Source organism: Roseovarius bejariae, assembly GCF_009669325.1.
Classification (GTDB): Bacteria; Pseudomonadota; Alphaproteobacteria; order Rhodobacterales; family Rhodobacteraceae; genus Roseovarius; species Roseovarius bejariae.
Genome location: NZ_SZWE01000001.1, coordinates 1,357,913 through 1,373,678, shown reverse-complemented (window position 1 = coordinate 1,373,678; position 15,766 = coordinate 1,357,913). Strand labels below are relative to the sequence as shown.

The 15,766-nt window shown below is 61.9% G+C and carries 15 protein-coding genes; 10 read left to right on the top strand and 5 right to left on the bottom strand.

The features are described from left to right. Positions 1–38: 38 nt before the first annotated feature. Positions 39–878, bottom strand: coding sequence for a universal stress protein (locus FDP25_RS06575; RefSeq protein ID WP_154150080.1), 840 nt, complete (start codon positions 876–878; stop codon positions 39–41). A gap of 202 nt (positions 879–1,080) precedes the next feature. Here FDP25_RS06575 and ccoN point away from each other — a divergent pair, with 202 nt between their 5' ends. Genes ccoN through ccoP form a run of 4 tightly spaced genes read left to right on the top strand, consistent with a single transcriptional unit; the run spans position 1,081 to position 4,519 of the window. Beyond that, entirely contained in the window at positions 1,081–2,685 is a 1,605-nt protein-coding gene (ccoN, locus tag FDP25_RS06570; protein ID WP_154150078.1) for a cytochrome-c oxidase, cbb3-type subunit I, read from the top strand. 15 nt (positions 2,686–2,700) lie between these two features. Further along, positions 2,701–3,429, top strand: coding sequence for a cytochrome-c oxidase, cbb3-type subunit II (gene ccoO, locus FDP25_RS06565; protein ID WP_154150076.1), 729 nt, complete (start codon positions 2,701–2,703; stop codon positions 3,427–3,429). A 17-nt stretch (positions 3,430–3,446) separates the two neighbouring features. Next, entirely contained in the window at positions 3,447–3,641 is a 195-nt protein-coding gene (locus tag FDP25_RS06560) for a cbb3-type cytochrome c oxidase subunit 3 (protein ID WP_154150074.1), read from the top strand. 5 nt (positions 3,642–3,646) lie between these two features. Beyond that, positions 3,647–4,519 carry a cytochrome-c oxidase, cbb3-type subunit III gene (gene ccoP / locus FDP25_RS06555; RefSeq protein WP_154150072.1) on the top strand — a complete coding sequence of 291 codons (873 nt, stop codon included), beginning with the start codon at positions 3,647–3,649 and terminating at the stop codon, positions 4,517–4,519. Between the two features lie 234 nt (positions 4,520–4,753). Here the strand turns inward: ccoP and FDP25_RS06550 are convergent, their stop codons facing one another. Continuing rightward, entirely contained in the window at positions 4,754–4,909 is a 156-nt protein-coding gene (locus FDP25_RS06550; RefSeq protein WP_154150070.1) for a hypothetical protein, read from the bottom strand. A 101-nt stretch (positions 4,910–5,010) separates the two neighbouring features. Between FDP25_RS06550 and FDP25_RS06545 the strand changes: the two genes are divergently transcribed. From FDP25_RS06545 to ccoS, 5 genes are all read left to right on the top strand, one after another. Continuing rightward, positions 5,011–5,910, top strand: a complete 900-nt coding sequence (locus tag FDP25_RS06545; RefSeq protein WP_154150068.1) for a LysR family transcriptional regulator — start codon at positions 5,011–5,013, stop codon at positions 5,908–5,910. 98 nt (positions 5,911–6,008) lie between these two features. Then, entirely contained in the window at positions 6,009–7,448 is a 1,440-nt protein-coding gene (gene ccoG / locus FDP25_RS06540) for a cytochrome c oxidase accessory protein CcoG (protein WP_343031975.1), read from the top strand. Next, positions 7,448–7,903 carry a FixH family protein gene (locus tag FDP25_RS06535; RefSeq protein WP_172982763.1) on the top strand — a complete coding sequence of 152 codons (456 nt, stop codon included), beginning with the start codon at positions 7,448–7,450 and terminating at the stop codon, positions 7,901–7,903. The genes ccoG and FDP25_RS06535 overlap by 1 nt, the downstream gene beginning before the upstream one ends. Positions 7,904–7,908: 5 nt before the next feature. Further along, positions 7,909–10,095 carry a heavy metal translocating P-type ATPase gene (locus FDP25_RS06530; protein WP_154150064.1) on the top strand — a complete coding sequence of 729 codons (2,187 nt, stop codon included), beginning with the start codon at positions 7,909–7,911 and terminating at the stop codon, positions 10,093–10,095. 4 nt (positions 10,096–10,099) lie between these two features. Then, positions 10,100–10,258: a cbb3-type cytochrome oxidase assembly protein CcoS gene (gene ccoS, locus FDP25_RS06525; protein WP_154150062.1), complete on the top strand. Its 159-nt coding sequence runs from the start codon at positions 10,100–10,102 to the stop codon at positions 10,256–10,258. A gap of 272 nt (positions 10,259–10,530) precedes the next feature. Here the strand turns inward: ccoS and FDP25_RS06520 are convergent, their stop codons facing one another. Beyond that, a complete protein-coding gene (locus tag FDP25_RS06520; protein ID WP_154150060.1) occupies positions 10,531–11,961 on the bottom strand; it encodes a D-alanyl-D-alanine carboxypeptidase family protein in 1,431 nt (476 codons plus the stop codon). 305 nt (positions 11,962–12,266) lie between these two features. On the opposite strand from FDP25_RS06520, the gene FDP25_RS06515 reads away from it, so the two are divergent. After that, complete coding sequence (locus tag FDP25_RS06515; RefSeq protein ID WP_154150058.1) at positions 12,267–14,207, top strand: tetratricopeptide repeat protein; 1,941 nt, start codon at positions 12,267–12,269, stop codon at positions 14,205–14,207. A gap of 182 nt (positions 14,208–14,389) precedes the next feature. On the opposite strand, the gene FDP25_RS06510 is transcribed toward FDP25_RS06515, so the two are convergent. After that, positions 14,390–15,316 carry a sterol desaturase family protein gene (locus tag FDP25_RS06510; RefSeq protein ID WP_154150056.1) on the bottom strand — a complete coding sequence of 309 codons (927 nt, stop codon included), beginning with the start codon at positions 15,314–15,316 and terminating at the stop codon, positions 14,390–14,392. Then, the gene (locus FDP25_RS06505) at positions 15,313–15,705 is read right to left on the bottom strand and encodes a hypothetical protein (protein WP_154150054.1); all 393 of its coding nucleotides are present in this window, start codon (positions 15,703–15,705) and stop codon (positions 15,313–15,315) included. Before FDP25_RS06505 ends, FDP25_RS06510 begins: the two co-directional genes overlap by 4 nt. Positions 15,706–15,766 lie beyond the last annotated feature (61 nt).

Here is a 15,766-nt window from a genome sequence, read left to right as displayed (position 1 = left end):
ATATCCGGCGCGCCTGTTTTTATGCTGCGATGCCGCGATCAGTGCGCCATGAAGACCGGCAGGTCGGCCTGTTCCAGCATGTCGCGCGTGGCCCCGCCGAACACAGCCTCGCGAAAACGTGAATGACCATAGGCCCCCATGACAAGCATATCGGCCTCGATATCGCTGGCATGGCGCAACAAGACGTCCGACACACGCGGCAGGGTCTTGGACAAGACATCGATCTCGACCTTGGCACCGTGCCGCGCAAGGTATTGCGAGATCAGCCCGCCGGGATCCGACCGGTTCGGCCCGTGCTGCGGCGGGTCGATGATCACCACATGCACAGCCTCCGCCTCTGTCAGCATCGGCATCGCGGCCCGGATCGCGCTGAGGGCCTCGCCGCTTTCGTTCCATCCGACCATGACCCGCTTGGGGTTGGCCTGCGGCGCGATCTTGGGTGGGGTGATCAGGGCAGGGGTGTGCCCTTCGAACAGCGCCGATTCGGTCACCGGCTCAAGTTCCGCCCCGCAGTTGTCGCCATAAGGCCGCGGCAGAATCACCAGATCGGAAAATCGCGCCCGCGCTGCCACATGGCGGCCCAGATCGGCCAGTTGCGCAACCCCGGTTTCACTGGACCAGCGAATCCCCGAGCCTTCCAGGGTCTTGTTTACCTTCGCCTCAAGCGCCTCTGATTCCTCTCGCGCCCGAGTAATCGTCTCTTGCAGGACAACCGCGCTTGCCCCGGCATAGTAGTACCCCGTCTGGCTGCGATCGACCCCGAGACACAGCACATCGAGATGCGCGTCATGCGCCGAGGCCATGGCCATGGCCTGCGCCATGGTGTCGTCGACAAAGGCTTCATCGGTAACCACGGAAAACAGGCTATTATACGTCATTTGACAGTCCTCATTCCTTGAACTCTGGGCTCCACGCTATGCGCATTGTCACAGACCGCGCTTTGATGCGCATCAACAAAAGCGCGATCTTGTTTTGATACAGATCAAGGCGGCATTTACGCGGGCGCAGCATTAGTGCGACAGTCTAAAAGCGACCGCGCGGCAAGTTCGAATCGCGCGGTAAAAGACGAAGGGACGCAACATGACGAACTACATCAAGCTGATCGTGCTTGGCCTCATCACGCTTTTCGCGTTGATTGCGGCCAATTACGCGCGCGATCTGGCCTATCTGGTCAACGCGCTGACAGTGGCGCTGGCGGCCGGTGGCTTTTTCATCTGGACGCTTCGCCACACTGACGAACCCGTTCCAAACGTGGATCTTTCCGGAGAATATATGGACGGCGTCGTTCGCGCCGGGGTGATTGCAACGGCCCTGTGGGGCGTTGTCGGTTTCCTCGCCGGGACATTCATTGCCTTCCAGCTGGCCTTCCCTCAGCTCAACTTCGATTGGGCGCAGGGCTATATGAACTTCGGTCGGTTGCGGCCCCTGCACACCTCGGCGGTGATTTTCGCATTCGGGGGCAACGCCCTGATCGCGACGTCGTTCTACGTGGTGCAGCGCACCTCGGCCGCCCGTCTTTGGGGGGGTAACCTGTCGTGGTTCGTCTTCTGGGGGTATCAGCTTGTGATCGTTCTTGCCGCCACCGGCTATCTTCTGGGCGCGACCCAGTCGAAAGAATACGCCGAGCCGGAATGGTACGTCGACTGGTGGCTGACCATCGTCTGGCTGGCCTACCTGGCCGTGTTCCTTGGCACCATCGTCAAACGGAAAGAGCGCCACATCTACGTGGCCAACTGGTTCTACCTGTCCTTCATCATCACCGTGGCCATGTTGCACGTGGTGAACAACCTCAGCATCCCGGTGTCGATCTTCGGCTCCAAATCGGTGCAGGTCTTCTCGGGCGTGCAGGATGCCATGACGCAGTGGTGGTACGGCCACAACGCCGTGGGCTTCTTCCTGACCGCCGGTTTCCTCGGCATGATGTACTATTTCGTGCCGAAACAGGCCGAACGCCCGGTGTTCAGCTATAAACTGTCGATCATCCACTTCTGGGCGCTGATCTTCATCTATATCTGGGCCGGTCCGCACCACCTGCACTATACCGCGTTGCCCGACTGGGCCTCGACGCTGGGCATGGTGTTCTCGATCGTGCTGTGGATGCCGTCTTGGGGTGGCATGATCAACGGCTTGATGACGCTTTCTGGCGCATGGGACAAGCTGCGCACCGATCCGATCATCCGCATGATGGTGATCTCGGTCGGCTTCTACGGCATGTCCACCTTCGAGGGTCCGATGATGTCGATCCGCGCGGTGAACTCGCTGTCGCACTATACCGACTGGACCATCGGCCACGTGCACTCGGGCGCGCTGGGCTGGAACGGCATGATCACCTTCGGTGCTCTGTACTTCCTCGTGCCCAAACTGTGGAACCGTGAACGCCTCTACAGCCTGAGCATGGTCAGCTGGCACTTCTGGCTCGCCACCATCGGCATCATCCTCTACGCCGCCTCCATGTGGGTGACCGGCATCATGGAGGGCCTGATGTGGCGCGAAGTGGATGCCAACGGCTTCCTCGTGAACTCCTTCGCGGACACCGTGGATGCCAAGCTGCCCATGTACGTCGTGCGTGGTCTGGGCGGGGTCCTCTATATCACCGGCGCAATCATCATGTGCTACAACCTGTTCATGACCGTCAAACGGAGCCCGGCTGTCGAAGCCACCAACTCCGTTGTCCCGGCCGAATAAGAAAGGGACCGATCAATGGCAATTCTCGACAAACACGCAATCCTTGAGAAGAACATCACGCTTCTCTCGATCTTTGCCTTCCTTGTTGTCACCATCGGCGGCATCGTTCAGATCGCACCCCTGTTCTGGCTGGAGAACACCATCGAGGATGTAGAGGGCATGCGCCCCTACACCCCGCTGGAGCTGACCGGGCGTGATATCTACATCCGCGAAGGCTGCTACGTGTGCCACAGCCAGATGATCCGCCCCATGCGGGACGAGGTCGAACGCTATGGTCACTACAGCCTTGCGGCGGAATCGCAGTACGACCATCCGTTCCAGTGGGGCTCCAAGCGGACGGGGCCCGACCTCGCCCGCGTCGGTGGCCGCTACTCGGACGAATGGCACGTCGACCACCTGCGCAACCCGCAATCGGTGGTGCCGGAATCGGTGATGCCCAAATATGGCTATCTCGAAGATCGCCTGATTGATGGCGAGTACATCGGGGACCTTCTGTCAACGCATGCCTTGGTTGGGGTGCCTTATGAAGAGGCCCACATCGAGAACGCGAAGGCGGATTTCGCGGTGCAAACCGACCCCTTCGGCGACACCGACGGCCTGTTCGAGCGCTATGGCGAAAACGTCAACGTGCGCAACTTCGACGGGCAGCCGGGTATCTCCGAGGCCGACGCGCTGATCGCTTACCTGCAAATGCTGGGCACGCTGGTTGATTTCTCGACCTTCACCCCGGTGGCAAGCCGCTAAGGAAAGGGAAAGGACCTATGGAAACCTATTCTCTTCTGCGTGAATTCGCCGACAGCTGGATGCTTCTCTTTCTCTTTGCGTTCTTCATCGGTGTGGTGATCTGGGTCTTCCGGCCCGGAGCCACCAAGACCTACGAAGATCCCTCGGGCATTCCCTTCCGGCACGAAGACAAACCCGCCAAGCGCGGCGAAGCCGACGCCAAGGAGGCGTGAACGACATGGCAAAACAACCTCAAAAGAAACAAGAGGTCGAAACGACCGGCCACGAATGGGACGGTATTCAGGAGTATAACAACCCCTTGCCGCGCTGGTGGCTGTGGATTTTCTACGCCTGTATCGTCTGGGGCATCTGGTACACCATCGCCTATCCCGCGTGGCCGGGCATCAAGAGTGCCACCTCGGGCTACCTTGGCTGGTCGACCCGCGCCAACGTGGCGCAGGAACTGGCCGATGCCGAGGCCGCCAACGCCGAGATCAACGCAAAGCTCGCTTCGGTCGAGTTGAACGCGATCGGCGATGATCCGGAACTTGCTGGCTATGCCCGGTCGGCCGGTGAATCGATCTTCATGACATGGTGTGCGCAGTGTCACGGCTCGGGCGCGGCAGGCGCCAAGGGCTATCCCAACCTGCAAGACGACGCATGGCTTTGGGGCGGCACGATGGAAGACATCCATTACACCGTGGCACACGGCATCCGGAACGAAGATGACCCCGATGCGCGCTATTCCCAGATGCCCGCCTTCGGCGAAATTCTGGATGACGCGCAGGTTGAACAGGTGGTCAACTTCGTGATGTCACTCACCCCGAACGTCAACGCGCCGCAAGACGCCTCGCTGGTCGAGGCCGGGGCCGAGGTGTTCGATATCAACTGTTCGGCCTGTCACGGCGCCGACGGCACGGGGGACATCTATCAGGGTGCGCCCAACCTGACCGACGCCATCTGGCTCTATGGTGGGGACTACGAAACGGTGAAACAAACGGTGGTCAATTCGCGTTTCGGTGTGATGCCCCCGATGGGTGGCGCCGAGTTGAGCGAAGCCGAGATTCGCGCCGTCGCCACCTATGTTCACCAACTGGGCGGCGGCGAATAAGCCCCGCCTGAAAAGAATACCCGCAGACGCCCTGCGCCTGCGGGTTCGGCACCGGCCCTTCCGTCCTGTTCGCGCGTTTCCTGGAAGGCCGGTGCCACTTTATTCCCCGAAATCATTGGCACCTGTCAACGCCGCTTGGGCGGTTTTTGCCTTTGTTCGGGTCCATTCAGCCACGGCCAGTGTTGCCTGTGCCCCGCCATCGGGGACGGGCGCGTGACCGGATCATCGAAACGATCAGTCACGGCGGCGGCCTTCCGTATGGGCGACAAGTTCCGCCGACTCGCGGGTGTCGAAGGCGGGGCCCCGTGTCCAGCAGGCCGGCGTGCCCCAGTAGACGCGGCGATCTGTCCGGGTGGCGGTATTGAAAGATTTTGCGAAAACACCAAGCATGTCGTTTCCTTTCCTGTTCACGTTTCCTGCCTTTTGTTATCGGCTTTTTGGGCTTACGATGCGACTCAGGAAAAATTTAGACGTGTAAGTGTGGATTACATATGAATTGGCTCTCCCTGCCGCCCCTCACGGCCCTGCGTGCCTTTGCCGCCCTGTCCGAGACCGGCTCGGCCAGTGCTGCGGGTGATGCGCTGAACGTCAGCCACGCGGCGATCAGCCAGCAAATCAAGACACTGGAAGGGCATATGGGCCTGACGCTCGTGGATCGCTCGGGGCGCAAGCTGACGCTTACGCCCGAAGGCCGACAATTGGCCGAGGCCCTGACCGCGGGCTTTGGCGGTATCGCCCGCACCATTGATGCACTGACCGGCGCCGATGAGGGGCGCGCCCTGCAAATCTCGACCACGCCCAGTTTCGCGGCGCACTGGCTCATGCCGCGGCTTGCCGCCTTTCGGCAGGCCCACCCCGAGGCCGACCTGATGCTTTCGCCCACGCCGCAGGTGGTCAACCTCGAACCCGGCGGGATCGACATTGCCATCCGCTATGGCACGGGCGACTGGCCGGGCCTTGATGCGCATCTGCTTTTCACATCGCCCCTTGTCGCGGTCGCCGCACCCGATCTGGTCAAGGACAACCCCGTCACCCAACCCGCCGACCTGACCGGCCTGCCATGGCTGCAGGAATTCGGCACCACCGAGGCCAGCGACTGGTTGCGCCAGCGGGGTGTGACCACCGATCGCGAGGGCGGGTTGACGCAGGTGCCGGGCAATCTGTTGCTGGACGGATTGCGCAATGGCTATGGCGTGGCGGTCACGGTTTACGAATGGGTGCATCAGGACATCACGGCGGGCCGCCTTCTGGAACTTTTTCGTGACGACGGCCCGTCCGGGTACTACATCGTATCGCGCAAAGGGCCCTTGCGCCCCCGCGCCAAGGCCTTTGCCAATTGGCTCCGCCGCGAGGCGCGTAACGCCGCGCGTTGTTTGCCGGAAAAGGAATAGATCACTTTCAGAGTCAAAATTTGACCCAAATCAAGGCTTGCATCCCCCACGCCTGAAACAAGACCCTATAACAAGAACGCGAATTCCGGAGTGATTCCGTGGCCGATACCCAACCCGACAGCCCTCCCAGCCTTTATGCCGCCCGTGAGCCCGTCTTTCCCAAGAAGGTGTATGGCAAGTTCCGTAACCTCAAATGGGTTATCATGGCGATCACGCTGGGCATCTATTACCTGACGCCCTGGATTCGCTGGGACCGGGGGCCAAGCCTGCCGGATCAGGCGGTGCTGATCGACCTTGCCAACCGCCGCTTCTATTTCTTCTGGATCGAGATCTGGCCGCACGAATTCTATTTCGTCGCGGGGCTTTTGGTGATGGCGGGGCTGGGCCTGTTCCTGTTCACCTCGGCCCTTGGCCGGGTCTGGTGCGGCTATGCCTGCCCGCAAACCGTCTGGACCGATTTGTTCATTCTGGTGGAACGCTGGATCGAAGGTGACCGCAACGCCCGCCTGCGCCTGCACCGTCAGAAGAAACTCGATGCCCGCAAGATTCGCCTGCGCATGACCAAATGGATCAGCTGGCTTTTGATCGCGGCAGCCACGGGCGGGGCCTGGGTGTTCTATTTCACCGATGCGCCGACGCTCTTGGTGGATCTCTTCACGCTCAATGCGCATCCCATTGCCTATACCACCATCGCCGTCCTGACCGGCACCACCTTCTTCTTCGGTGGCTTCGCCCGTGAACAGATTTGCATCTACGCCTGCCCATGGCCGCGCATCCAGGCCGCCATGATGGACGAAGATACGCTGGTGGTCGGCTATCGGGAATGGCGCGGTGAGCCGCGCAAGAACTCCCCCGAGGTCAAGGCCGGTGCCGAACAGGGCGATTGCATCGATTGCATGGCCTGCGTCAATGTCTGCCCCGTGGGCATCGACATTCGCGAGGGCCAACAGCTTGAATGCATCACCTGCGCGCTGTGCATCGATGCCTGCGATGATATCATGGCCAAGATCGGCAAGCCGCGTGGCCTGATCGACTACATGGCTCTGACCGACGAAGAGAATGAACGCAAGGGCGGGGAGCCCAAGCCGATCATCAAGCATATCCTACGGCCGCGGACCATCCTGTATACCGCCCTGTGGTCGCTGGTGGGCTTCGGGTTGATCTTTGCACTTTTCATCCGGCCCGACATCGACATGACTGTCGCCCCGGTCCGCAACCCCACCTACGTCACCATGGCGGACGGCTCCATCCGCAACGCTTATGAAGTGCGCCTGCGCAACAAACACGGCGAGGACCGGCCCTTCCGCATCTCGGTCAAGGGCGAAGACCCTGCAATCCGCGTGCAACTCGAAGGTACGCCCTATGAGACGGTGAATGTCCCCGCCGACTCGACCAAACTTCAGCGTGTCTACCTGATCGCGCCACCCACGGCGCAGGCCGCACAGGACGAACGGACCGAGGTCCGCCTTTGGGTCGAGGACATCGCCAACGGCGAACGCGCCTACGAAGACACGTTCTTCAACGGGAGGTCCAATTGATGGCCGAGCGCAAGCTCACCGGTAAACACGTTTTCCTCGGGTTCGCCGCCGCCTTCGCGGTGATCATCGGGGTCAACCTCGTGCTGGCCTATTCGGCCATCAAGACCTTCCCCGGGCTTGAGGTGAAAAACGGCTATATCGCCAGCCAGACCTTCAACGACCGCAAGGCGGCACAGGAATCCCTGGGCTGGGAGATCAGCGCCCATCACCACAACGGACTTCTGACACTGGCCATCATCGGTCAGGACGGCAAGCCTGTCGAGGCGGCCGACCTCAAGGCCACCGTGGGGCGTGCCACCCATGTGAAAGACGATGTGACGCCGAACTTTCGGTACAACGGGTCGGCCTATGTCGCCCCCGTGGAACTGGGCGACGGCAACTGGAACATCCGCATGATCGCCCTGGCCGACGACGGAACCGAATTCAGGCAACGGGTCGTGCTGATCAAGGACTAGGACCAATGACCGCCACCATGCGCCCCAACCACTCGGCCTGTCCGGCCTGCGCCGCCGCCCCGGCGGCGGAATCGCTGGCCGAGGTGGACCGCACCCCGGCCCAGATCGCCCTGTCGCTGCCGGGGATTCATTGTTCGGCCTGTATCACCAAGATCGAAAAGGCGCTGAACGCGCATCCGGCGGTCAAATCCGCCCGCGTGAACCTGACCCTCAAGCGCGCCAGTATCGAAGCCGAGCCGGACGTGACCGCGCAGGAGATGAAACACCTCGTCGAGGGGCTGGGATATGAGGCGCATGAACTGGACGCAGGCACCCTGAACGCGACCGCCACCGACCGGGCGGGGCGTGACCTTCTGATGCGGCTTGCCGTGGCGGGCTTTGCCTCGATGAACGTGATGCTGTTGTCGATCTCGGTCTGGTCCGGCGCGGCGGATGCCACGCGCGACCTGTTCCACTGGATTTCGGCGGCCATTGCCCTGCCGACCATCGCCTTCGCGGGGCAGCCGTTTTTCCGCAATGCATGGGCCGCACTGTCGCATCGGCAACTCAACATGGATGTGCCGATCACGCTGGCCATCCTGCTGGCTATCGTGACCTCGCTCTGGGAAACCTCGCTCTCGGGCGAACACGCCTATTTCGATGCGGCCCTCGCGCTGACCTTCTTCCTTCTGGCGGGCCGCTACCTCGATCATCGGACACGGGCCATCGCCCGCTCGGCGGCCGAAGAACTGACCGCACTCGAAGTGCCCCGCGCCACGCGGCTGGCCGAGGACGGGACAGAAGAGGTCGTCAACGTGGCTGAATTGGCCGTGGGCGACCTGATCCGCGTCCGCCCCGGTGCGCGCATGCCCGTGGACGGCGAGATTACCGAAGGGACCTCGGAACTCGACCGCTCGCTGCTGACGGGTGAAACCCTGCCGGTTTTCGCGGAAGCGGGGCAGGGGGTCTCGGCGGGGGAGGTCAACCTGACCGGCCCGCTCACCATCCGGGCCAGTGCCGTAGGGCAGGATACCTCGCTGCACCAGATGGCCGATCTGGTGGCCATCGCGGAATCTGGCCGCTCGCGCTATACCTCGCTGGCGGACAAGGCCGCGAAACTCTATGCCCCCGGCGTGCATATCCTCTCGGCCTTGGCTTTCGTGGGCTGGTATCTCTACACCTTCGATATGCGCACCGCGCTCAATATTGCCGCCGCCGTGCTGATCATCACCTGCCCCTGTGCGCTGGGCCTCGCGGTGCCCGCCGTGACAACCGCCGCTTCGGGGCGTCTCTTCCGTCGCGGCATGCTGATCAAGCACGAAACCGCGCTGGAGCGGTTGGCGCAGGTCGATACCGTGGTCTTCGATAAAACCGGCACGCTGACCGCCGGCACGCCGGAACTGACCAATCTGGCCGGTCTGCCACGCCACGACGTAGAGCTGGCATTGGCGCTGGCCGAAGGGTCATCCCACCCCTTGTCGCAGGCCATCACCCGCGCCGCCCGCGAGGCGGGCTTTGCCCCGGCGCAGGTGACGGATGTGACCGAGGTGCCGGGCTACGGCACCAAGGCCCTGCTGAACGGGCAGGAAGTCCGCCTTGGCCGGGCCAGTTGGACCGGGGCAGAGGGCCGCGCCGAAACCGCTACCTTCCTCAAACGGGGTCAGGCCGCGCCACTTGCCTTTACCTTTACCGACCGCCTGCGCGACGGCGCCGAGGAGGCTGTGACCGAACTGCTGGACAGCGGCAAAGAGGTTTACCTGATGTCGGGGGATACCACCCCCGCCGTCGAGGCCTTGGCGAACCGCCTCGGGATTACCCATTGGATGGCCGAGGCCCTGCCCGCCGACAAGGCCGGGCGCATTCAGGCCATGAGGGACGACGGCAAGAAGGTGCTGATGGTGGGCGATGGCCTCAACGACACGGCGGCGCTGGCCGCCGCGCATGTCTCGATCTCGCCCGCGACGGCGCTCGATGCCGCGCGGGTGGCTTCGGATATCGTCCTGCTGGGCGGGGATCTTTCGCCTATCGCGGCCGCTTGCGACACCGCCCGCGCCGCCACCCGCCGCATCCGCGAAAACTTCCGTATCGCAACCGTTTACAACGTGATTGCCGTGCCGCTGGCCGTGGCGGGCCTCGCGACGCCGCTCATCGCGGCCTTGGCCATGTCGGCCAGTTCCATTACGGTATCCCTCAACGCCCTACGGCTAAGGTGACTGCATGACGATACTCGCCTACCTGATCCCGATTTCGCTGTTTCTCGGCGGGCTGGGGCTCGTGTTTTTCGTCTATACGGTGAAAAGCAACCAATACGATGACCCCGAAGGTGATGCCCGCCGAATCCTCAGCGACGAATACGACGACCACCCCAAGAGCTAAGGGTGGATGGTGAGGAAGGGGGCTTTGCCCCCTCGGCCTGCGGCCTCACCCCCAGGATACTTGGAAAAAGAAGAATAAGCTTTTGTTAACCCGGCCGTGTCACTCTGGATGAGCGGTACAGGCGGGGACGCCGATGACCGCAAAAGGAGAAAGCCGGTTCGCCGGTCGGGCGCGGGGGCATGAAACCTCCGTGCCTTCTTCTTTTTGAAAATATCCCGGGGAGTCGCCCGAAGGGCGACGGGGCAGAGCCCCAGAAAAGCGGGATGGTTGCCTCAGGCTCCGCCGCCGGGTTCGATCATGAAACAGGTGACTTGTTTGGCCTGCAACCGGCGGCAGGCCAGGTCGGCGGTTTCCCGGCTCAACCCCATGAAATTCGCATCAAACCCACTGCGCCGTTTGACGACCTTGCGCAGGGAGCCATCCAGTGTGCTCATCTCGTTCAGCGCGGTTTTCAGCAGCACCTTGCGCGCCTTGTACTGGCTGGGATAGCGGCCCACGTTGATGCCCCAGTTCCGCCCGCCCGATGTGGAGATTCGGGTGACGACCTCTTGCACCGGGTCGGCGGCGGGCTCCTGCACGCTGGCCAGCACCAGGTCCTTGGGGCGGGCCTCGGGGTTGACCTTGGGTAGGGCAGCGGTTTGCGTTTCCCGGTCGGGCGCGATCTCCACGCCCTGCGCGGCCTTGATCGCCTCTTCGATGTCCTCTTTCGCGGCCAGCGCCACCGGCGCGGTTTCGGCCACGGGGCGGGCCTGTGGCCGCAGGCTTTTCTTCACGGCGGCCGCGGCCACCAGGCGCACGCGCTTGCCATAGCCCCCGGGGGTGCCGTCCCCGACCTTGCCCATGTAGGCAGGGCGGCGCGGCTTGTGCACGGCCACGCGGCTTGGGGCCCGGCGAAAGCCGAGGTCCAGCAGTTCCGCCACCTTGGCGTTGCGTGTCGCGGTCGAGCGTCCGCCAAAGACCGTCGCGATGATCCGCTCGCCGCCACGTTCGGCGCTGGCGGTCAGGTTGAACCCCGCGGCACGGGTATAGCCCGTCTTGATCCCGTCCGCCCCGCGATAGTTCCGCAGCAGGCGGCGGTTGGTGTGATAGACCTTCTTGACCCCGGCATTGGCCGTGATCCGCGAAAACAGGTTGTAATATTCCGGATAGTCATAGAACAGGTGCCGCCCCAAGGTGGTCATGTCCCGTGCGGTCGACAAATGGCCACTTTCGGTCAGTCCATGGGCGTTCTTGAAGGTTGTGCGCGTCATTCCGATGGCCTTGGCCGTGCGGTTCATGCGCCGGGCGAACTTGGCCTCGGACCCTTCGATCGCCTCGCCGATCGCCGTGGCCGCGTCATTGGCCGATTTCACTGCCGCCGCGCGCAGCAGGTAGCGAAAGCGAATGGTCTGACCCGCTCGCAGGCCCAGTTTGCTGGGCGGTTCGCTGGCGGCATGCTTGGAAATCCGCACGCGCGTATCAAGGCCGATCTCGCCGTTTTCGACCGCCTCGAAGGCGATATAAAGCGTCATCATCTTGGTCAGGGAGGCGGGGTGCAATCGTGTATCGGCATTGCGCGAATGCAGCACTTCGCCGCTTCTCGCATCCATCACCAAGGCGGCATAGGGCGCCGCCGCTGCACTCAATGGGACGATGATCAACATCCAGATCGTCGCCAGGGCCACCAAACCCCAACGGATCGGCTGACTGCTCCGAGCCTTCATGGAACTACTCTTTTTCTGCCTCGTTCGCCGCCGGTTATCCGACTGACTTTTAGTTTATTGCGCTTAGCGTAGCACAATCACAAATTTGTTTAAAGCACTCATTTTACTGGAAATTCCCAAGTAGCGGGGGGCTCGGTGTCAACATCTTGTATGTCGGAAGGGTGGCTGCTCAATACCGGCGATTGCGGCAGGAATGTGGCCTGCGCTGCCCCCCGCACGGCGCCTTCCCTGCGCCATTGTTGCGTGATCGTCAAAAAACAGGCTTATTGACCACACGAAACCCTAACGCGCGAACGGGGCCCGACGTGAAATACCTGCTTCTACTTTTGCTCGGTTTTTGGCCGACACTCCTTCTGGCGACCGAAACCGGGGAAGCCCATGACGTCCTTGCCGAGATGGGCATCAAGGTCAGCTCAGGCGCGGCCAGCGGATATGTGCCTGATGCCGTCTGTGCCGAATGCCATGTCGACAAGGCCGAAAGTTTCGCGGACATGGGGATGGCGCGCAGCTTCTACAAACCCCGGCCCGAGACCGCGATCGAGGATTTCTCGGCCACTCCCTTTTTCCACGAACCCAGCCAGCGGTACTACGAAATGGACCTGCGCGGCGAGGATTATTGGTTCACCCGCTATGGCAAAACCCCCGCCGGTGACAAGATCGACGTGTTCTCGACCAAGGTCGACTGGATACTCGGATCGGGCAACCATTCGCGCATCTATCTTTACCAGACACCCGATGGCGCGATGTTCCAGCTGCCGGTCTCGTGGTACACTCAGGACGGCGTCTGGGCGATGGCCCCCGGATATGAGTTTCCCGATCACAAGGGGGTTTTGCGGGCGATCAGCAACCGCTGCATGACCTGCCACAATTCCTACCCGGCCTATCCCGAGGACGCGGGCTTTGCCGGCCAGCCACAGCTGTTCCCGCAAGACATGCCCGAAGGGATCAACTGTCAGCGGTGCCACGGCCCCGGTGCCGACCATGTGGAGCGGGCCTATGGCGGCGCTGACAGCCTTGAGGAATTGCAGGCCGCCATCACCAACCCCGGAAAGCTGCCGCGCGAGAAGCTCTATAGCATCTGCTATGGCTGCCACATGCAGCCCACGGCCTCGATCAACGGGCAATTGCGCCTTGGCCGGGGGGAGTTTTCCTTTCGCCCCGGCCAACACGTGCATGATTTCCTCATGAAAATGGAGATCGAAGACCCCGCCGTGCCCGCGCCCGAGCGTTTCGAGATCAACCACCACCCCTACCGGATGGAGCAAAGCGCCTGTTTTACCCAGACACAGGGCGAATTGGGATGCCTGACCTGCCACGACCCGCATGTGAAAATCAAACCCGAGGACCGCGCCGCGCATTACCGCGCCGCATGCCTGAGCTGCCACGAAACCGACGACGCGGGCCTGCCCGCCATGGCCGAGGCCGGTGACCGGCACCCGCAAATCGCGCAAAGCGACGATTGCACCGCCTGCCACATGCCCAAGCGCCGCACGCAGGATGTAGTCGAGGTCTGGATGACCGACCACAAGATCACCCGCACCGTCGCCCCCGAAGGCGACCGCCTTGCCCCGATCCCAAGCGAGAAAGTACAGGTCAAGCGTATCTTCCCTGCCGACCCCGATCAGGATGTGCCCGAGGCCGAACGCCGCGCGCTGACCTTGATGTCGGTACTGGAATACACCGCTTACAAGACCCCGGCCATGAGCCGGAAACTCCATGGCATCCTCGACAGTGACAAGGTCGATCATTTCGAGCCATGGCTGACCCTGCTCAATTCCTACGTGGCGCAAAAGAATTTCGCCGCCGCCGCCCGTATTGCCGATCACACCCTGTCACGGGCCCCAGAAAATCCCGGTGTCATCACCGCCGCCGCGATCACGCGGTTCCGCACCGGGCATCAGCAACAGGCCATTGCGATGCTGCGCGAGCTGGTGAAAACGCAACCCGGGAATATTGAGCCGCGCTTGAAGCTTGGGAATTTCCTCGCGGTGACGGGGCAGGTGCCCGAAGCCATGCAGCATGTGAAGAAAGTGGTCGAGCTGCGCCCCAACCATTGGCAGGCCTGGACGCTTCTGGCCGGGCTTCAGCGGGCCATGGGGGCGCAGGAAGACGCGGTTGCCGCCTATCTCAAGGCGCTCGATATTCGGCCCGAGTCGCATGGTGTGCGCCGGGCCACGGTAAAGATGCTGGATTCCGCAGGTCGCAAGGACGAGGCGAAAGAGCATTTCGAGATGCTCAAGCGCTGAGCGGGGTCGAAGGGCGAGTCGGGTCATGCAGCCACCCTGCACAGGCAATGTTTAACAATTCCTTTCGCTGGCCGACGGGGCGGCTCAGGTCGGATTTTTCGTACGACTCGTACGACAGCCTCCCGGACCGCGCCGAATTTCGTACGAAACCCGCGTACAAAACGTACGACTCGTACGTTTTTTCAGAACCCGGGCGTGCCGCGCTTGTCGGGGTGGCTCGTCAGGTACTTGCGCTTGATCTCCTCGCTGGTGTCCCGGCTTCCGTCGTGGCTCCAACCGGGGGGCTTGATGCAATAGTTCAGCCGTTCACGCCATGTTAACCCCGGCTGTGTCGCATCCTTGAAAATCCCCACCCATTCGTGAAAGGCCACCCGGATCGGGTTGAAGGTGCCAAGGTTATGTACCAACCCGTAATCGGGCTTTTCCTCTTCCAATTCAGGAACATAGGTGCCGAAGATCTTGTCCCAGACGATAAAGACCCCGGCATAGTTTGCATCCAGGTACCGCGCATTGCGGCCATGGTGCACCCGGTGGTGCGAAGGGGTGTTCATCACCGCCTCGAACCAGCGTGGCATCTTGCCGATGGCCTCGGTGTGAATCCAGAACTGGTAAATCAGGTTCAACCCGCCGCAGAACAACACCATGGCCGGGTGAAACCCCAGCAAAATCAAGGGGCTACGCACCACCATCATGAAGGTGAATGTGCCTGTCCAGGTCTGCCTGAGGGCGGTTGTCAGGTTGTAATGCTGGCTGGAATGGTGGTTCACGTGGCTGGCCCAGACCCACCTGATCCGATGCCCGAAGCGGTGAACCCAGTAATAGCGCAGGTCGTCCAGCACGAAACACACCGCGATCACCCACCACGAGGTGCCAAGGTCAAGCGGTGTAAGGGCCCATAACAGCATGAAAAATCCGTAGGCGATAAAGCCCAATAGGACCCCCGACGCCACATTGCCCGCCCCCATGATCAGCGATGTCACCGCATCGCGTGTCTCGTACCGCCCACCTTTGCCCTTGAGCGCGATCCAAAGCACCTCGATCAGGATGGCCGCGATGAAAAAGGGCACGGCCCATTTGACGACATCGGGAAAACAGATCTGGTCTGTCATGCGGTTCGCTCCATCAACTGTGGCCATTGCTCGGCCTCGTCACGATCTAGAGTCAAGAGGATGCGCGGTGCGGTGTAGTCTGGAAGGGTGATGGCTAAGCCTTTGGGAGTGATAGATATTTTGGCGCCGTCAAGGTAGCGCGCCGTGGTGTCCGCGCCCATCGGCCAGACAATACCCCGGCCTTTGGGTGTTTCCACAAGCGCGGCATGTTTGTCATGGCTCAGCACCACTCGGTTTGGCGGATCGTCGGGGAACTCCTCAAGCCAGGCATTTTCCGCCGCCTTCTCATCCGCCAAGATAGCGGGCCGCGACCATCCCAATAGGTGCAACAGTATCGCGATCCCCGCGATACCGAACATCACCATTGGCAACAGAATGCTAAGCGGCATGACCCCTCCCTTTGTACGGGATTAAGCCAAATCCACTAAGGGCTTGTCAAAGCTGGCGTTA